11 protein-coding genes are annotated in these 18700 nt (G+C 67.7%); 10 read left to right on the forward strand and 1 reads right to left on the reverse strand.

What is annotated here, in order from left to right; genetic code table 11:
- Positions 1 to 3 precede the first annotated feature (3 nt).
- The 9 genes from nhaA (at position 4) to AC3WRT_RS18805 (ending at position 10716) form a co-directional block, all read left to right on the forward strand.
- Positions 4 to 1353, forward strand: coding sequence for a Na+/H+ antiporter NhaA (nhaA, locus tag AC3WRT_RS18765; protein WP_492724659.1), 1350 nt, complete (start codon positions 4 to 6; stop codon positions 1351 to 1353).
- A gap of 96 nt (positions 1354 to 1449) precedes the next feature.
- A complete protein-coding gene (locus AC3WRT_RS18770) occupies positions 1450 to 1971 on the forward strand; it encodes a phage holin family protein (RefSeq protein ID WP_492724621.1) in 522 nt (173 codons plus the stop codon).
- 22 nt (positions 1972 to 1993) lie between these two features.
- Positions 1994 to 2905 (forward strand): alpha/beta fold hydrolase, encoded by a 912-nt coding sequence (locus AC3WRT_RS18775; protein ID WP_492724623.1) that lies wholly within the window; start codon positions 1994 to 1996, stop codon positions 2903 to 2905.
- Position 2906: 1 nt separating this feature from the next.
- Entirely contained in the window at positions 2907 to 3734 is an 828-nt protein-coding gene (locus AC3WRT_RS18780) for a serine hydrolase (protein WP_492724625.1), read from the forward strand.
- A gap of 218 nt (positions 3735 to 3952) precedes the next feature.
- Positions 3953 to 5062: a glycosyltransferase 87 family protein gene (locus AC3WRT_RS18785; RefSeq protein WP_492724627.1), complete on the forward strand. Its 1110-nt coding sequence runs from the start codon at positions 3953 to 3955 to the stop codon at positions 5060 to 5062.
- Between the two features lie 352 nt (positions 5063 to 5414).
- Positions 5415 to 6506 (forward strand): acyltransferase family protein, encoded by a 1092-nt coding sequence (locus tag AC3WRT_RS18790; RefSeq protein ID WP_492724629.1) that lies wholly within the window; start codon positions 5415 to 5417, stop codon positions 6504 to 6506.
- A 213-nt stretch (positions 6507 to 6719) separates the two neighbouring features.
- A complete protein-coding gene (locus AC3WRT_RS18795; RefSeq protein WP_492724631.1) occupies positions 6720 to 8486 on the forward strand; it encodes a PxKF domain-containing protein in 1767 nt (588 codons plus the stop codon).
- A 161-nt stretch (positions 8487 to 8647) separates the two neighbouring features.
- Entirely contained in the window at positions 8648 to 10084 is a 1437-nt protein-coding gene (locus AC3WRT_RS18800) for a sensor histidine kinase (RefSeq protein WP_492724633.1), read from the forward strand.
- Positions 10081 to 10716 (forward strand): response regulator, encoded by a 636-nt coding sequence (locus AC3WRT_RS18805; protein ID WP_492724635.1) that lies wholly within the window; start codon positions 10081 to 10083, stop codon positions 10714 to 10716. Before AC3WRT_RS18800 ends, AC3WRT_RS18805 begins: the two co-directional genes overlap by 4 nt.
- Here AC3WRT_RS18805 and AC3WRT_RS18810 read toward each other — a convergent pair.
- Positions 10694 to 10993, reverse strand: coding sequence for a hypothetical protein (locus tag AC3WRT_RS18810; protein WP_492724637.1), 300 nt, complete (start codon positions 10991 to 10993; stop codon positions 10694 to 10696). The genes AC3WRT_RS18805 and AC3WRT_RS18810 overlap by 23 nt on opposite strands.
- A gap of 824 nt (positions 10994 to 11817) precedes the next feature.
- Here AC3WRT_RS18810 and AC3WRT_RS18815 point away from each other — a divergent pair.
- Entirely contained in the window at positions 11818 to 18684 is a 6867-nt protein-coding gene (locus tag AC3WRT_RS18815; protein WP_492724639.1) for an OmpL47-type beta-barrel domain-containing protein, read from the forward strand.
- Positions 18685 to 18700 lie beyond the last annotated feature (16 nt).

The following is an 18700-nucleotide window of genomic DNA, read 5'->3' on the forward strand; positions in this document are numbered from 1 at the left end:
CCCATCCCCAGCCCCACGCCAGCCAACGCCCCGAGGGATCGCCTCCTCGGCCGTGGCACCTGGCGCGAGGCGCGCTACGTCACCGACCTGCTGCGCACCGAGACGGTCGGCGGCGCCATCCTCCTGGCTGCCGCGGTGGCCGCGCTGCTGTGGGCCAACTCCCCGTGGCGAGACGGCTACGCCACCCTCCGCGACACCGTGGTCGGCCCGCACGCGCTACATCTCGACCTTTCCCTCGGCACGTGGGCGGCCGACGGCCTGCTCGCCGTCTTCTTCCTCGTGGCCGGCATCGAGCTCAAGCGTGAGTTCGTCGCCGGTGACCTGTCCGACCGCCGCAAGGCCGCCCTCCCGATCGCCGCAGCTGTCTGCGGCGTGGCTCTCCCCGCGATCCTCTACGTCGTCACGGCCATGCTGCTGAGCCAGGGTGAGAGCGCGAGCGAGATCGGCGGCATACTCCGGGGCTGGGCGATCCCGACGGCCACGGACATCGCGTTCGCGCTCGCAGTGCTGGCCGTCATCGCCACGCACCTGCCGACTGCGCTCCGATCCTTCCTGCTGACGCTCGCGGTCGTCGACGACCTCATCGCCATCACGATCATCGCCCTCTTCTACACGGACAGCGTCAACCTGCTCTGGCTGCTCGCCGCCGTCATCCCGCTCGCCGCCTGGCGGCTCCTCCTCAAGCACAAGATCACCAACCCCGTCCTGCTCGCCATCCCAGCGCTGCTGGCCTGGGGATTCGTGCACGCCAGCGGCATCCACGCAACCGTGGCCGGTGTCGTCCTCGGCCTGCTCGTGCCGGTCAGCCGTGAGGTCGAGGACGACCCCGACCGCCACTCGCTGGCCGAGCGGCTCGAGCACAAGATCCGCCCCTTCTCGGCGGGCTTCGCCGTGCCCGTCTTCGCCTTTTTCGCGGCCGGCGTGACGGTCGTCGGCGGCGGCTTGGGCGCCGCCCTGACAGATCCCGCCGCGGTGGGCGTCGTCGTCGGCCTGGTCGTCGGCAAGGCTATCGGCGTCCTCGGCGGCACCTGGGCGGTCGCCCGCTTCACTCGAGCCGAGCTCGACGAGGACCTGGCCTGGACGGACGTCTTCGGACTCTCCATCTTGGCGGGCGTCGGGTTCACCGTCAGCCTGCTCGTCGGCGAGCTCGCGTTCGGAGGCGGTTCCGAGCGCGACGACCACGTCAAGCTCGCGGTCCTCACGGGGAGCGTCATCGCCGCTCTGCTGGCGACCGTCGTGCTGCGTCTGCGCAACCGGCACTACCGCCAGGTGGAGGCGCGAGAGACCGCGGACGAGGACCACAACGGCATCCCTGACATCTACGAGACCGAAGGGCGACTGGACCGGGCGTGATGGTGCCCTCCGTGCGCGTTCGGGTAGGGGCTCGGCAGTAGGGTTGCACCAGGCAGGCGCGACCGCGTCACATACGAGCACCGAGGAAGTGAGCCGATGAGCACGGATCCCCGGCAGGAGCGGACACTCGGCCAGCTGGTCGCCTCCGCCACCCAGGACCTCTCGACGCTGATCCGCAGCGAGATCGCCCTGGCCAAGGCCGAGGTCTCGGTGCAGGTGAAGAAGGCCGGCGTCGGCGGCGGCCTCCTCGCCGCAGCGGGCGTGGTCGCGTTCTACTCCGTCTACTTCATCTTCATCACGCTCGCGGAGGGCATCCAGGCGCTCGGCCTGCCGCGCTGGCTCAGCTTCCTCATCGTCACCGTCTTCATGCTCATCGTCGCGGCCGTCCTGGCCGCCCTCGGGGTGAGGAAGATGAAGACGGTGAACCCGACGCCGGAGAAGACGATCTCCGAGGCGCAGACCACCGTCGCAACGCTGAAGTCCGCGGCCGAGAACCCCGGCACCACCACGCCTGCTCCCCGTCCCGAGTGGGACCGCGCCGCCCTTCCGACTGCGCCGGCCGCCTCCTCGAGCAACGGGACGGCCGCGATCACCCCCGACCCGTCTCGCGACGCCTGACCAGAGATCTATAGCCGCATCCATGTCCGTCGACGCTGCCTTCGTCAACATCGACGGCCCGTGGGAGCACCGCTACGTCTCCGCCAACGGCGCCCGCTTCCACGTCGCCGAGCTGGGCGACGGCCCCCTCGTGCTCCTGCTGCACGGTTTCCCACAGTTCTGGTATGCGTGGCGCCACCAGATGGTGGCCCTGGCCCAGGCGGGCTACCGGGTCGCGGCGATGGACCTTCGCGGCTACGGCGCCTCGGACAAGCCGCCGCGCGGCTATGACACCTACATGGCCACCCTCGATGCCGCCAGCGTCATCCGCGCACTCGGTGAGAAGGACGCCGTCGTGATGGGTCAGGGCCTCGGCGGCTGGATCGCCTGGTGCATGCCGACCCTGCGGCCCGACGTGACCCGCGCTCTCGTGTCCCTCTCGATGCCGCATCCCCGGATCATGCGTCACGCGATGTGGTCCAGCCCAGAGCAGCGTCGCGCCTCGTCGTGGATCGCCGGCTTGCAGAAGCCGTTCGCCCCCGAGCGCGAGATGACACGGTCGCACGACTACGTCGAGGATCTTTTGCGCTCATGGGCGTCCCCCTTCGGGACGTTCCCGACAGCTGAGGACGTCTCCTGCTACGGCGACGCGATGAGAATCCCTTTCGTCGCCCATTCCGCCGCCGAGCACTACCGCTGGCTCGGTCGGTCAGCCGTCCGCCCGGACGGTCCGCTCTTCATGCGACGTATCCGTCATGCGATCCGCGTCCCCGTCCTCCATCTGCAGGGCAGCGACGACGGCTGCGTCATCGCCTCCGTCACTCACGGGTCGGGCGCCTTCGTGCCCGGCGACTACCGGCAGGTGAGGATCGCGGACGCCGGTCACTTCCTCACCGAGGAGGCGCCCGACGAGGTGAACTCGGCTCTCACCACCTGGCTCGGATCTCTTGCCTGACATGGAGCTCGAGCTTCCCGATGCCGGCGGGGTCACTTGGTCGGTCTGTCTTCGCGACGGATCCGGTATGCCGCTGGCTTCCGCCGGTGCCGACGAACCGTTGCGGACGGCATCCGTCGGCAAGGTGCTGCTCCTCGTCGAGACGGCCCGGCTTCTCGCCGCCGGTGACCTCTCGCCCGACGAGCCGCTCACCCGCTCGGTCGACCTGTGGGTCGGCGACTCCGGCCTCTGGCACACGTTGTCGGTCGAGACCCTCCCCCTCATCGATGTCGCCGCTTTGGTCGGCGCCGTGTCCGACAACCTTGCGACCAACGTGCTCCTTCGGCGGGTCGGCCTCGCCGAGGTGGCGGTCCGCGCCACGGCGCTCGGCCTGCGTGCAACCGCCCTGCACGACCAGGTGCGCGACGTCCGCGGTGTCGACCACCCGGTCGCTCTCTCCACCGGAACTGCCTCGGAACTGAGCGCACTGATGGCCGCCCTCGCCACCGACACCGCTGCCGGCCCGGTCGCGGACCGGCTGGTGCGCGAGTGGCTCTCGGCCAACGTCGACCAGTCGATGGTCGGCTCGGCCCTGGTGGAGCAGGGCGGCTTGGACCCGATCGCCCACCATGCCTCGCTGGCGCTGCCGACGGCATTCTGGAACAAGACCGGCACGGATGCCGGCGTGCGAGCCGACGTTGGAGCGGTGACGGCGGGGGGCCGCACTGTCACCTGGGCTGCCATCGCCAACTGGGACCCGAACCCCGGGACGACCCTCGACCACCTGACGGCCTGGGCGGTGCTGCGCGGCATGCGCCACATTGGCGAGCAGGTCCTCTCGCAGCTTTAGGCTGCCCGATTTTCGACGAATAGCGAATTTCTCAGCAGCACTCACGCACAATGACCGGGCGGCAGAGTTGTCGCCTCTTCGCCACGTCATTCGAGCTATGGAAGATCATGAGCACACATCCCTCACGCCCCCGCGCGGCACTACTTGCGCCCGTTGTCCTCGTCGCAACGGCGCTACTGGCATGGGTGCAGTGGAGAGGGGTAGCGAAGGGCATCTGGGTGGATAGCGATGTCTACATCATGGGCGCACGAACCCTTCTGGACGGTGGTGACCTCTACGCAGGAGCCAGCGCGGTCGACCTGCGCTTCACCTACTCGCCTTTCGCGGCTGCCATGTTCGTGCCCTTGGCGCTGTTGCCCGCAGAGGCCGCACGATGGACGCTGACCGGGGGCTCGCTCGTCGCGCTGCTGGTCACCCTGCTGGTCGTCGGCCGACGCCTCAAGGTGAGGCCGTGGGTCATGTGCTGGCTCGTCATCGCAGCGGCAGCACTTGAGCCCGTATTTCGTAACCTGCTGCTCGGACAGATCAACCTCATCCTGATGGGAATAGTGGTGGTCGACGCGCTCGTCGTGCCCCAGCGCTACCGCGGCTTCCTCGTCGGCATCGCCGCGGGGATCAAGCTCACGCCCGCTGTCTTCGTCGTCTACTTCTTGCTCCAGCGGGACTGGCGTTCGGCCGCACGTGCGGGTACCGGCTTCGCGGCCTCGGTCCTCCTCGGTCTGGTGGTCGCTCCGTCAAGCAGCCTTTCCTTCTGGAGCGGGGGCTTCATCGGACTTGGCAAGTTCGGCGCCGATGCAGTCGTGGGCACGGACAACCAATCCCTACTGGCAGCCCTGCTTCGGGTGGCCGGAAGATCGGAGGTGCCGCTCAGCCTGCAACTGCTGCTGGCAATCGCCGGCGTCGCACTAGGCGCGCTCGCAGCCCGACGGAGTCTCACCCACGGTGGACCGGCGGCTCATGTCGAGGCCCTAGCGTGGATCGCCCTCGGTGGGCTGCTCGGCTCGCCAATCTCGTGGACGCACCACTGGGTCTGGATCATCGTGGTGCTCGCCGTTTTCGCTAGTCGTCGAGAGGGAGTCAAGGCGGCCCTCGTCCTGATCCTCTTCTGGTTCCCGACCGTGTGGCTGCTATACACCGCAAAGGACTTCGAGGAGCTGACGTTCCCCTGGTGGAAGGCGCTGATCTCTGCCGTCTACGTCATCCTGGGGGTGGTTATGCTGCTTAGCGAGGTGCTGCGCAAACCGCCTTCCAGTCGTGGCATGGGGGCGCCAGAGCAAGAGCCAGCGACTGCAGACCGCCCGGCTAAGCCGGCACCCACCTCCGCCTGACCCGAGGCATTGGCACCTCGACGACTCGACGAGTTAACTGGCTCAGCATCAACGGTGCAGGCACTCGCGCGGTGATAACGCGGGACGTAAGGCAACACAGTCCACCTGTCACGCCTGAGAGGCGTTCCGGTCTTTGTCTACCGTGGCCCCAATTGCGACCGCCTCCTGGCTGCTGGTCGAGCAGCCGGCTCTGCGTCTTCGGCGACTACTGCCCGTGGCCCGACCGCGAGTGGGCCTCCCGGAGAAGCAGGCACCGCAAGCCCGCTGGCGGCACCGGCAAGTTCGGTAGACATCGATCTCCTTTCACGGATAGCGCCGCACGAATCGGCTCCCATCCGGCAAAGTGGGGCGCATGCAGGGGACAGGGGATCGATGGCGCCTGGGGCGTAGGCCAGCGCTGGACGGGTTGCGTGGCACTGCGATCCTGCTTGTGCTTGCGCGTCACGGCGGGCTACCCCTAGAGAGCGCTGGGTCCGTTGGGGTGGGGCTGTTCTTCGGCCTCTCCGGGTTTTTGATCACCGAGCTACTCCTTGAGGAGTACGAACGACGCGGAGCCATCGATTTCAGAGCGTTTTATGCGCGGCGTGCCCGCAGACTCGTACCAGCGCTCTTGGTTTCCATCGCAGCGGTAGCAGTGGCGGGAGGCTTCCTCGGCCCCCTCTTCTTCACGTGGCAAGAAGCCGCCGCCGCCCTGTTCTATGTCGGCAACTGGTTCCTTGTCAGTGGCTTGAACCTCGCCAGTCTCACGCACACTTGGTCACTCGCCGTCGAGGAGCAGTTCTACCTCGTCTGGCCGCTCATCGTGTTCGTGATTGCGCGACGCGGACGACGCGCCGTGATGCTTACCGCCGGGCTTGGAGTTGCAGCCGCATTTGCATGGTTGGCGTGGGCCGTGGCCTCCGACGCCCCTTGGTACCGGATCTATTTCTCGTCCGAGGCGGCCGCCTTGCCTCTCCTCACCGGTGCAGCCGTAGCCGCTTGGTTGGGCATGCGGGCCGAGCCCAAGAAAAGTCCTGTCAGATACGTCGGCTGGGGACTGATCGTGGTTGGCGCCGCCCTGCCCGAGGTGGCCACGGTGACGGTCACTCCGGTCATTACTGCCATGGCCGTCGCTCTACTGCTCCCAAGCGCCGCAGGCCCTGGTGGAGCTGTGCTGAAGGCGAAAGTGTTCCGCTGGTTCGGTGAGCGGTCCTACAGCATTTACCTCTGGAACGGTCCATTCGCGTTCTGGCTTCGAGAGGTGTGGCACTGGCCATGGTGGGCACGGCTGCTTGTCGTCGTCCCGGCCGGTGTCCTTCTTGGCGCCGCTTCCTATCGGTGGATAGAGGCACCCTTCCGCCGTAGACGTAAGTCGCTCGCCACAGACGAGGAGGGTGCGCCCACAGGGGGGTCATTCGCCCGTCAGGGGAAAGACGAATTCAGGCTGGTTACACCGAGCGAATGAAAGTTCGGCTCCTTGCGCAGATCCTGACATTGATAGAGACTCATGCATTTTGCTCGCAGATAATTCGGACATAAACGGATGAATACCGCCAAAGCACTCGCGACACTTTGAGCAATGCTTCTATTTGCCTACAAAAGTAGTTATGTGCTCCTAGCCTGAGCCTTGCCGGCTCGGGGGGTCGATCCGGCACATCGCAGGAGGGGACCTTCGAGCATGAGAGCTCGCTCAGTTCTGGCTGCCTCAGCAGCCGCCATCACCATCTTTGCCACGGCCACCAGCGCCCTGGCTGACAACATCACAAACACGCTGGACACCACGGTGGACAGCGTCGTCGAGACCATGCCGCTCATCGTGGGTGGCAGTGGATCGACACTTCTCGCGGTCGTGCCCACCAAGGGCGACAACAAGAACGGGTGCAACCTCACCGGCAAGACGACCCTCGTCGTCGACGTGGCGTCCTCCGACGCCAGCGTCGCCACGGTGACGCCGAACCGCATCACGTTCGACAGCTGCGGAGCAACGCCGACGCTCAGCGTCAAGGCGCTTAAGGTGGGCTGGAGCACCATCTCGCTCAAGGAGTACTCGAACAGCACGGGGCGGCTCTTCGACTTCGGACCAGCGGTCTTCAACGTCAACGTCATCGCGCCGGGGGGCGCCAACACCCCGCCGAGCGTGGGGATCACCGGCGTATCGGACGGCGCCTCCTTCCCGAAGGGCTCCGTTCCGACGGCCACGTGCGCGGTGTCCGATGCCGAGGACGGGGCTTCGATCTTCGCCGCCACGCTCTCGGCTGTTGACGGCCCGTACGCCTCGGACGGCATCGGCTCCCAGACGGCGACCTGCTCCTACACGGACAAGGGCGGTCTCAAGGCAATGAGCTCGGTGACCTACTCGATCATCGACGAGTCCGCCCCCGCGATCTCGTACGTCCTCAGCCCGGCCGATCCTGATGGCCTCGCGGGCTGGTACCGCAGCGATGTGTCGCTGACGTGGACCGTTGCGGAGCCCGAGTCACCGAACTCGCTGAAGATGACGGGTTGCGTGAACACGACGATCACCAGCGACCAGTTCCCGACGGACTACAGCTGCTCAGCCACGAGCGCAGGCGGCGCGCCCGCGCAGCAGACGGTCAGCATCAAGCGCGACGCCACCGCACCTACGGTTGCCAACGCCTCTGCTCCGTCTCCCGACGGCCAGAACGGTTGGTACGTCTCGCCGGTCACGGCCACCTTCGTGGTGAGCGACGCGACTTCGGGCCCGGCGCAGCCGACGGTCAGCGCCACTTCGCCCACGGGCGCAGAGGGTTCCGGCGTCGTCGTCGACAGCCCTCAAGCCTCCGACCTGGCAGGGAACGTCGCGCCGGCAGGTGCTGCGTCCCAGAGCTTCCAGATCGACCTGACTGCGCCCACCGCCACTATGGACTCCTCCTTCGCCGACTCGTACTACTTCGGCGAGGTCCCGGCCGCGCCGACGTGCACCGCACACGACAGCGTGTCCGGGCCCGAGAGCTGCGCAGTCAGCGGCTACTCCACCGCCGTGGGCACCCACACGCTGGTTGCGACGGCGAAGGACGTCGCAGGCTGGAGCAGCGCGACCCCATTAGCCACCTACACGGTCAAGGCCTGGACGATCTTCGCGTTCTACCAGCCCGTCGACATGGGCGGCGTCTGGAACACCGTCAAGGGCGGCTCCACTGTGCCGCTCAAGTTCGAGGTCTTCGCCGGTACGAAGGAGCTGACGGACCCGTCGATCGTCAGCAAGTTCACCGTCAACAAGGTCACCTGCGCCGGCACAACGGCGACGGAGGACGCGATTGAGCAGCTCGTCACAACCGGCGGCACCAGCCCGCGCTATGACACGACGGCCGGCCAGTTCATCCAGAACTGGCAGACCCCGAAGTCGCCTGGGACCTGCTACTCGGTCAAGGTCACGACCGTCGACGGCACCTCGAGCAACCTCGCACTGTTCAAGCTGAAGTAGTCCGCGAGCCACCCCTAAGGGCGGGCGCCCCATCCGCGGATGGGGCGCCCGTTCGCTTGCGCAACCCGTCACTCCGCTCAACGGCAATCATTTTTACCGTTTACAGGATCTATCGGGACGATCTCGTGATCTCGAGCAAACCTGGAACCTACACTCCGAGCATGCGTCAGGGCGGGGTGGACGGTCGGAGAGGACCGAGCCGCGAGGTGATCACCTCGATGGCTGCCCCCACCATGTTCGGGTGGGCTCTCGGGCTCAGTGTCACGGCGGTCATCCTGGGCACCCCCTACCTGCTCTTCGCGTACCACAGCCCCGAGCTTCACCTCGTGCTCGACTGTCTCGACACCGGTGTCGCCTTCCTGGTCGCCTTCCTTCTCTTCGGCCGCTACCAGCGCAGCGGGCGCATGCAGGACCTTCTCCTGACGGACGGCCTCTTCCTCCTCGCGTTCGCCGGTGTGGGCATGACCCTTGGCATGCACCTCCTCGGCCTCGACGACGGGCGTGCCGAGGTCTGGCTGCCCGTGGCGCTCCGAGCCGTGGGGGCTGCTCTGGTGCTCGTCGCCTCCCTGGCCGGCGCCCGGCTCGTCTCGCCCACGTCAGGCACTGCCGTCAAAGTTCTGCCGTGGGCCGTCATAGCCCTCGCTGTCGTCCTCACTTGGGCACTTCACGACTCGCTGCCGGTGGCGTTGGCAGAGACTCCACCGACCTCCGCCCAACGCCCGGTGATCAGCGGGCACCCGGCACTGCTCGTCTCCCACGCCCTGACCGCAGCCTGCTTTGCAGTCGCCTCGGTCCTCTTCGCCGCCACAGCCGTTCGGCGCCCCGGCAAGGAGGACGAGCTGCTGCGGTGGCTGGGTCCCGCCTTCGGCCTGGCGGCGTTCGCCCGCCTCAACTACGTGCTCTTCCCGTCCCTCTACAGCGACTGGCTCTACACCGGCGACCTGCTGCGCACCGGCTGCTACGTCGTCCTTCTCGTCGGTGCCGCGCGGGAGATCAGCCGCTACTGGTCGGCGCAAGCGCGAGCCGCAGTCCTCGAGGACCGGCGCCGCCTGGCGCGAGAGCTCCACGACGGCGTCATCCAGGAGCTCACGTACATCCGCTCCGAGACCTTCATCGCCACCGCGGATCCGGCTGGCAGAGAACGCATCATCGGGGCCTGTGACCGCGCGCTCGACGAAGCACGCGGCGCCGTCGACGCGCTGGGCCGCAGCTCCGACGAGCCGCTGGGCTTCGCCCTGCATCGTGCCGCCCGGCAGGTCGCCGAGCGCTACCACGCCAGCCTCGAGGTCGAGCTGGACGACTCCGTGAGGGCCGATGCCGACCAGCGGCACACCCTCGTCCGCATCACCCGCGAAGCGGTGTCCAACGCCATCAGGCACGGCGGCACCGACCGCGTACGCCTTCGCCTCGCCAGCTCCGAGCAGGGACGACGGCTCCTCGTCGAGGACGATGGCCACGGCTTCGACCCGGCCGCGGCGAAGCGGCAGTCGACGGGCTACGGCCTCACGAGCATGGAGGAGCGGGCTGCCACGCTCCGCGGCTCGTTCACCATCGACTCCGCGCCGGGCAGGGGCACCACCGTGCAGGTGACCTGGTGACGATCCGGGTCGTCATCGCCGACGACCACGCCCGCATGCGCGGGCGGGTGCGTGACGCCCTCGAGGAGGGCGGCTGCCAGGTGTGCGGAGAAGCAGCCACCGCGGAGGATGCCGTCCGCCTGGTGGTCGAGCACCGCCCCGACGTGGCGCTGCTCGACATCCACATGCCCGGCAACGGCATACAGGCTGCTCGGGACATCGTTCGGGCCGCGCCCGAGGTCGCGGTCGTAATGCTGACACAGTCAGCGGAGGACGAGGACCTCTTCGACTCCCTGCGCGCCGGCGCCTCCGGCTACCTGCTCAAGGACAGCGACCCCAGGGAGCTCGCCGACCTGCTGCGGGGGGTTCTGGCAGGCGAGGGTGCGATGCCGCCGCGTCTGGTGGCGCGCATCATGGACGAGTTCCGCGCGCCGAGGAAGGGCCGCTTCGGGCGCCCCACCGTCGCCGCGGCCAGGGTCAGCGCTCGCGAGTGGGAGGTCATGCAGCTGCTCAGCGAGGGACTCACCACCGACGAGGTCGCCCGCCGCCTCTTCCTCTCGGCCACGACCGTCCGCGTGCACGTGTCCTCCGTCCTGAAGAAGCTCCGCGTCAAGGACCGCGAGAGCGCCTTCAAGCTCCTTCGCGGCGACTGACCATCATGCCCTCGTCGACCAGCTGCGTGAGAGCGTCGATGAGGGCGTCGGCCTGGTGGAGCGTGTATTCCTCACCGCCGAGCAGGACGTAGGGCCCGTCCACCTGCTGCGTCAGCGGATCGATGGTCGTGCACAGCCGCAGCGATGTGCCCCGAACGAGGAGCTCACCGCTGACGTGGATGGTGTCGTCCTCACCCTTGCGTATGCCGTGTGGCTGGACGCACCAGGTCGGGCAGCCGAGCGGTCGGGCGGCATACGGCTTCGTCGTCGTGCTCATGACTTCCCTCCCTGTCGCGGCCCTCGACTGGATATCCATTCCAGTGCTCCCCATAACGCGAGGAAAGAAAGTGGCGTGCTCGCCCTCGGCTTTTCCAACGGTATGTGGCAACCGCTCGTGACAAAGCCAGTTCGGCGTTCAACTTCGTAAACGCCGATCGCCGTGGAAGGGTCCCGGCGTTCAACCTTGCAAACGCTCGAGATTGGGCCGCAGCGGCACCCCTGGCGGCCGGTGATTGCGGGCTCAAGAGGCCCGATCGACGCGTCGATCCACGCGGTCTCCGACAACGTTAGAAGTGCTGGATCAAGATGCAGACGTGCCGGGACGGCGACACCACGGCGTTGGATGCTTGTCGTCACGGTCTTCGGGAGACCCTCGTGCGCAGCTCACATGATCGCTTGGAAAGCGTTGTGGCACAGTTTGATTCGTAGACATGGACCCGTCCACATCGCCTGAGAGCTGCGCGGAAGGTCAGGGATCCGAGGGGGTCCACCCGGCTTCCGTGCGCCGAACTCGAGTTGGCGGAGCAACGGCATCTTGCCGGTCAACTCTCCTGCAACCGGCCGACCGCTTGGAGGTCCACTGACGCCCACCCTGGGCTTCCCGACCGGCGAGAATCGGTCGTCGCAGTCGCGCTGGCAACGGAACCCTTAAAGGGCTATATACGGCTAAAACGGACTTATCTCATTGCTGGCGAAGCGCCTGCGTTTGGGATTGCGAAGACACGCCTCTTCTTGCCGCTTAAGTTGTGCACGTCGACTCCCGGGGGGGAACCCGTCGGCATCACACGGGAGGGAACCCTATTCATGCCTGCACGTAGGCTCTTGGCTGCTTCAGCTGCCACCATCACGCTCCTGGCCACTGGTGCCAGCGTCGCCGCCCATGCGGCCTCCGTCACGTCAGCCGCCTTCAGCGGCGGCGCGGGCACCTTCACGGCAGCCAACGGCACGGTCTACGCCAAGCAGGGGGCCGCTCTGACCCTGACGGTCAACGCCGACAACAAGACCTCCTGTGTGAGAGTCACGAGCGGCACAAGCAGCGTGGATCAGCAGGGAGCCGGCCTCTTCACCTTCACCTCTGGGCTGCCGATCTTCACAGCAGGGTCAGGCAACGGGCTCGTTCCGGTCACCGTGACGGCCTTCGCAAACGCCAACGGCAAGGATCGGTGCGTTGCCAACCAGGGTGAGATGTTTACGGGGCAGCCCACTTACACCTTGGACAACGCCGCACCGACGGCCACCGGAGTGGTTACGCCTGCGCCGAACGGCGCCGGCTGGAACAAGAGCGACGTGACGGTCACCTGGACCGGCGCCGACACCGGCGGCTCGGGCGTCAAGAACGTCACCCCGGCGACCGACACCGTGACCGCTGACGGAACCACGAACAAGGCTGCGACCGTCACTGACAACGTCGGCAACACCAGCACGAGTTCGCCGGTCATCGTGAAGCTCGACAAGACCGCTCCCACCATCACCGGCTCCCGCACTCCGGCCGCGAAGGCGAACGGTTGGAACAACTCCGACGTCACCGTCTCGTTCACGGCCACCGACGCCACCTCAGGCATGAAGGCCTCTCCGAGCCTCACCACGCTCACAGGCGATGGCGCGAACCAGTCTGTAACGGGAACCGCTGTCGACAACGCGGACAACACCGCTAGCGCGACTGTGAGCGGCATCAACATCGACAAGGTCGCACCCACGCTGTCCGGCAAGCCGACCACCGACCCGAACGCCGCCGGTTGGTACAACGGCGACGTCGCCGTCGCCTGGACCGCGACCGACGCACTGTCGGGCACGACCAGCCCGGCGAACAGCACGATCAGCGGTGAGGGCGCCGTGCTGACCGCGAGCGCCACCGCGACCGACAAGGCCGGCAACTCGACGAACGCGCAGTCTGCCGCCGTGAAGATCGACCGGACCGCCCCCAACACCACCGTTACCGCACCGCCCGCTTGGAACAAGAGCGACCTCACGCTGACCCTGGTGCCGAACGACGGGCTCTCCGGGGTCGACAAGACCTTCTACCAGCTCGACGGTGGCGCGCAGACCGCCGGCACCAGCGTGCCGGTCACCGCCGAGGGCAACCACACCCTGAAGTTCTGGAGCACCGACGCCGCCGGCAACACCGAGGCCGCGCACACTGTCTCCTTCGGCATCGACAAGACCTCGCCGACCATCGGCCACACCCAGAGCCCGGCCGCCAACGCCGACGGCTGGAACAACGCGAACGTCACCGTCACCTTCACCTGCTCCGACGCGCTGTCCGGTGTCGCGAGCTGCACCGGCCCGCAGACGGTCACGACCGAGGGCGAGGCCCAGGCCGTCACCGGCACAGTGAAGGACAACGCCGGCAACAGCGCGACGGACCCGGCCGCCGTGAGCATCGACAAGACGAAGCCGGTCATCACGGTCGACGCCCTCCCGGCACCGAACGGCAACGGCTGGTACGGCGACGACGTCACCGCGACCTACACCGCCTCCGACGCCCTGTCCGGCATCAAGACCCAGGACAAGGCGCACACCTTCGGTGAGGGTGCTGCTCAGACGGACACGGCTACGGCGACCGACGCCGCCGGTAACAGCGCCTCGGTGACCACACCCGCCGTCAACGTCGACAAGACCGCGCCCACCATCACGGGCAAGGTCGTCGGCACCCCGAACGGCAAGGGCTGGTTCACCGGCGACGTGACGATCCACTGGACCTGCGCCGACAACCTTTCCGGCGTCGTCGCCTGCCCGGCCGACTCGGTCGTCAAGGGCGAGGGCAGCGACCTGTCCGCCTCGGCCAGCATCACCGACAAGGCCGGCCACACCGCTTCTGCCACCGTCGACGGCATCAAGGTCGACCGCACCGCGCCGACCACCTCGGTCACCGGCGTCCCTGGCGGCTGGGTCAACGCCCCCGTGACCGTCGGCCTGTCGGCCAACGACAACCTCTCCGACGTCGACAGCACGTACTACGCCATTGACGGCGCCACCACCGCCACCAAGGGCAACACCGTCACCGTCGGCGCCGAGGGCGTGCACACCGTCAGCTACTACTCGGTCGACAACGCGGGCAACAAGGAAGCCGCGAAGTCATTCACCGTGCAGCTGGACCTCACCTCCCCGAGCATCACGCCGAGCCAGTCGCCTGAGCAGAACGCGCACGGCTGGAACAACAGCGACGTGGCGGTCCGCTTCGCCTGCGAGGACCAGACCGCCCTGTCCGGCCTGAAGGACTGCACGAAGCCGCAGAACGTCAGCACCGAGGGTGAGGCGCAGCAGATCACCGGAACGGCGACCGACAACGCGGGCAACAGCATCACGGGGACGGCAACCGTCAACATCGACAAGGCTCCACCGACGATCTCCGGTGCTCCCGACCGAGCGGCAAACGCGGCCGGCTGGTACTCCGACGACGTCACCGTCTCCTTCGTTGGCACGGATGGCCTGTCCGGCATCGACACCGTGACCGACCCTCAGCGCCTGGCAGAGGGTGAGAACCAGAAGGTCGACGGCACCGCCACGGACAACGCCGGCAACACCGCCAGTGCAAGCGTCACCGACATCAACGTTGACAAGACCAAGCCGAACCTGAGCGCCGCTCCCACCACGAGCCCGAACGCCAACGGCTGGTACAACGCGAATGTCACGCAGACCTGGTCCGCGGACGACGCCCTCTCCGGTCTCGCCGGCGACATGCCCGCCGACTCGGTCCTCTCGACCGAGGGCGAGGGCCAGACCGCCTCGGCCTCCGTCTCGGACAAAGCCGGCAACAGCACCACCGCCGCGAGCCAGCCGGTCAACATCGACAAGACCGCCCCGAGCACCGACGTATCGGCCCCCGGCGGGTGGGTGAACAGCAGCGTCGACGTCACCCTGACGCCGCACGACGCCCTGTCCGGACCGGAACTGACGCACTACACCGTCGACGGCGGCGAAGCGCAGACCGGCACCAGGGTCACGCTGACCACCGAGGGCACTCACCAGATCGACTACTACTCGGTCGACAAGGCGGGCAACACCGAGGCCGCGAGGAGCGTCTTCGTCTACATCGACAAGAGCAACCCGACGATCACGCACACGCTCGACCCGATTGCGAACGGCAACGGTTGGAACAACGCGGACGTCACCGTGACGTTCACCTGCAAGGACCAGGCGGGCCTGTCAGGGGTCGCCAGCTGCACGGCTCCGCAGACCGTCACGGCCGAAGGCAAGGATCAGCCGGTCGCCGGCACCGCGATCGACAATGCCGGCAACACGGCGACTGACCCGACAACGGTGAGCCTGGACAAGACCAAGCCCACGATCAAGGGCAGCCGCACGCCGGTCGCCAACGACTTCGGCTGGAACAAAACCGACGTCACCGTCCACTTCAAGGGCGACGACACCCTGTCCGGCATCGACAGCGTCACCGCCGACAAGACGTTCGGTCAGGGCACCAACCAGTCCATCGAGGGCATCGCGGTCGATGCGGCCGGCAACTCCGAAAGCACCACCGTCGGTGGCGTCAACGTCGACGAGACCGCCCCTACGCTGTCCGGCGAGCCGACAGGCTCCGCGAACAGCAACGGCTGGTACAAGGGCGACGTCACGATCGACTGGACCGCCACTGACGACCGCTCCGGCGTGGCGTCCGCTCCCGCCAACAGCACCATCACCGGCGAGGGCAGTGGCCTCAAGGACACCGCCACGGTGACCGACAAGGCCGGCAACAGCACCACCGCCGACAGCGCCGCGGTCAACATCGACCGCACCGCTCCGACCACCGGCGCGGACGCGCCGGCCGGCTGGAACAACAGCAAGGTCACGGTCAGCTTGGAGGCAGCCGATGGCCTGTCCGGGGTCGACGCGACCTACTACAAGGTCGACAACGGCGACGCCGTCAAGGGCGCACTGCTGACTATCGACACCGAGGGCATCCACACCCTGAAGTACTGGAGCGTGGACGAGGCCGGCAACACCGAGGCGGCACACACCGCCACGGTGAAGATCGACCTCACCAAGCCGACCGTCGGCCACACCTTCACGCCGGCCCCGAACGCCAAGGGCTGGAACAACACCCCGGTCAGCGTCGCCTACGACTGCAAGGACGCGCTCTCAGGCGTGGCGAGCTGCTCGCCCGACGCCGAGGTGAGCACGGACGGACAGGACCAGGCCGTCCCCGGCACTGCCGTGGACAACGCCGGCAACACCTTCACCGACAATGTCACCGTCAGCATCGACACCGTGGCACCGCGGATCGGCGGGCGTCCGGACCGGGCGGCCAACGCCAACGGCTGGTACGCCGGCGACGTCACGATCGGCTTCCGCTGCCGTGACACCCTGTCCGGCATCGCCAGCTGCCCGGCACCCTCCACCCTCGGCGAGGGCAAGGCGCAGTCGGTCAAGGGCACCGCGACCGACACCGCCGGCAACAGCACCGACCGCACGGTGGGTCCGATCAACGTCGACAAGACCGCCCCGACGCTGAGCGGCGCCGCCACCACCGACCCGAACGGGGCCGGCTGGTACAAGGGCGACGTCACCGTGAAGTGGACCGCCGCTGACGCCCTCTCGGGCCTCGACGGGGCGGCCCCGGCCGACAGCACCATCGACGGTGAGGGCACCGGGCTGACTGCAGGCACCTCGGTCCGCGACCTGGCCGGCAACGAGACCTCCGCGAAGAGCGACCCGGTCAAGATCGACCGCACCGCTCCCAGCACGACGGTCTCGGACGTCTCGGACTGGAGCAACAGCGCTGTCACGGTCAAGCTCACCGCCGGTGACAGCCTCTCCGGGGTCGCGGTCACGCACTACCAGCTCGACAGCAAGCCGGTCGCGGACGGCGCCAGCGTCACCATCGACACCGAGGGCGTCCACACTCTCCAGGTGTGGAGCGTGGACGTCGCCGGCAATGTCGAGGCGCAGAAGAACGTCACCGTCAAGATCGACAAGACGGCGCCCGGGATCAGCCACACCCAGGCTCCGGCCGCCAACACGCGGACCTGGAACAACAGCGACGTGACCGTCACCTTCACGTGCACCGACAGCGGTTCCGGCGTCGCCTCCTGCACCGCCCCTGTCACCAAGGGCGAGGGCAACGCGCAGAAGGTCGAGGGCAAGGCCACCGACAAGGCCGGCAACTCGGCTACGGACGAGACCAGCGTCAACGTCGACAAGACCAAGCCGACCGTCTCCGGCAGCCTGTCGGCCGACGCGAACCCGAACGGCTGGTTCAAGGCGGACGTCACCGCGACGTTCACCTGCGCCGACCAGGACGGCCTCTCCGGCGTCCTGTCGTGCCCGGCCGCCAAGATCCTCGGTGAGGGTGCCAACCAGAGCGCCGGAGGCACCGCCACCGACGCCGCGGACAACACCAGCGACGCCTTCGCCATCACCGGCGTCAACGTCGACAAGACCGACCCGACCCTGAGCGGCGCCGCGACCGCGACCTCCAACGGCAACGGTTGGTACAACGGCGACGTCACCGTCAAGTGGACCGCCGCCGACGCCCTCTCCGGCATAGACGGCGCCACACCGGCCGACAGCACGATCACCAGCGAGGGCGACGCCCTGTCGACCAGCGCCTCGGTGAGCGACAAGGCCGGCAACACGGCCAGCACCACGGTCAAGGGCATCAAGATCGACCGGCACGCCCCGAGCACCGACGCCACCGCACCCAGCGGCTGGCAGAGCAAGAACGTCACCGTGGAGCTCAGCGCGACCGACAACCTGTCGGGCGTCGCGGGCACGTACTACACGGTCGACGGCGGAGCGAAGCAGGTGGGTGCCTCGGTCAGCATCACCAGCGAAGGCACCCACGAGGTTTCCTACTGGAGCGTCGACAACGCCGGCAACACCGAGACCGCCGGCACGGCCACGGTCCTGGTAGACATGACCGCGCCGACGATCACCGGCAAGGCCACCACCAGCCCGAACGCCGCTGGCTGGTACAGCAGCAACGTGACCGTGCAGTTTGATTGCAAGGACGCCGTCAGCGGGATCGCCAGCTGCCAGCCCGACGCGACGCTCGCCGCCCAAGGCGCGAACACCGCCACGGGCACGGCGGTCGACAACGCGGGCAACAAGGGCACCACGGCCGTCGGCGGGATCAACGTCGACACGGTCGCTCCGGCCGTGACTATCGGCGGGGTCAAGGACGGCGCCGTCTACACACTCGGTGCGGTCCCCACCGCCACGGCCAGCGCCACGGACGGCACCAGCGGTCTGGCCGCCCCGGCAACGGGCACCAGGACCGGCGGCACCGCCAATGGCGTCGGCACCTTCACCTACACCGCCACGGCGACCGACAAGGCCGGCAACGTGGGAACGGCGAAGGTCACCTACACGGTGGTCTACGGCTACGGGACGACGCTGTTCCTCCAGCCGGTCAACGACACCGCGCACCAGACGGGCCTGGCCACCAGCGTCTTCAACGCCGGCCAGACCATCCCGATGAAGTTCCAGCTCAAGAACGCCGCAGGCCAGGTCATCCAGGCCGGCAGCACGCCGAAGTGGTTGAACCCGGTCAAGGGGAGCGCCACGACGGCGGCGGTCAACGAGACGACGTACACGGCGGCCGAGACCGTCGGCGGGACGTACACCTGGGACGGCACGCAGTACCAGTACAACTGGAAGACCGACAAGACGCAGGCCGGCAGCTACTGGCGAGTGGGAGTCACGCTCGACGACGGCCAGACCTACTACGTCAACATCGGTCTCCGGTGAGCTAGCCAGGGGGAGG

The sequence above is a fragment of the Terrabacter sp. FW104-15G4B genome (assembly GCF_058790095.1).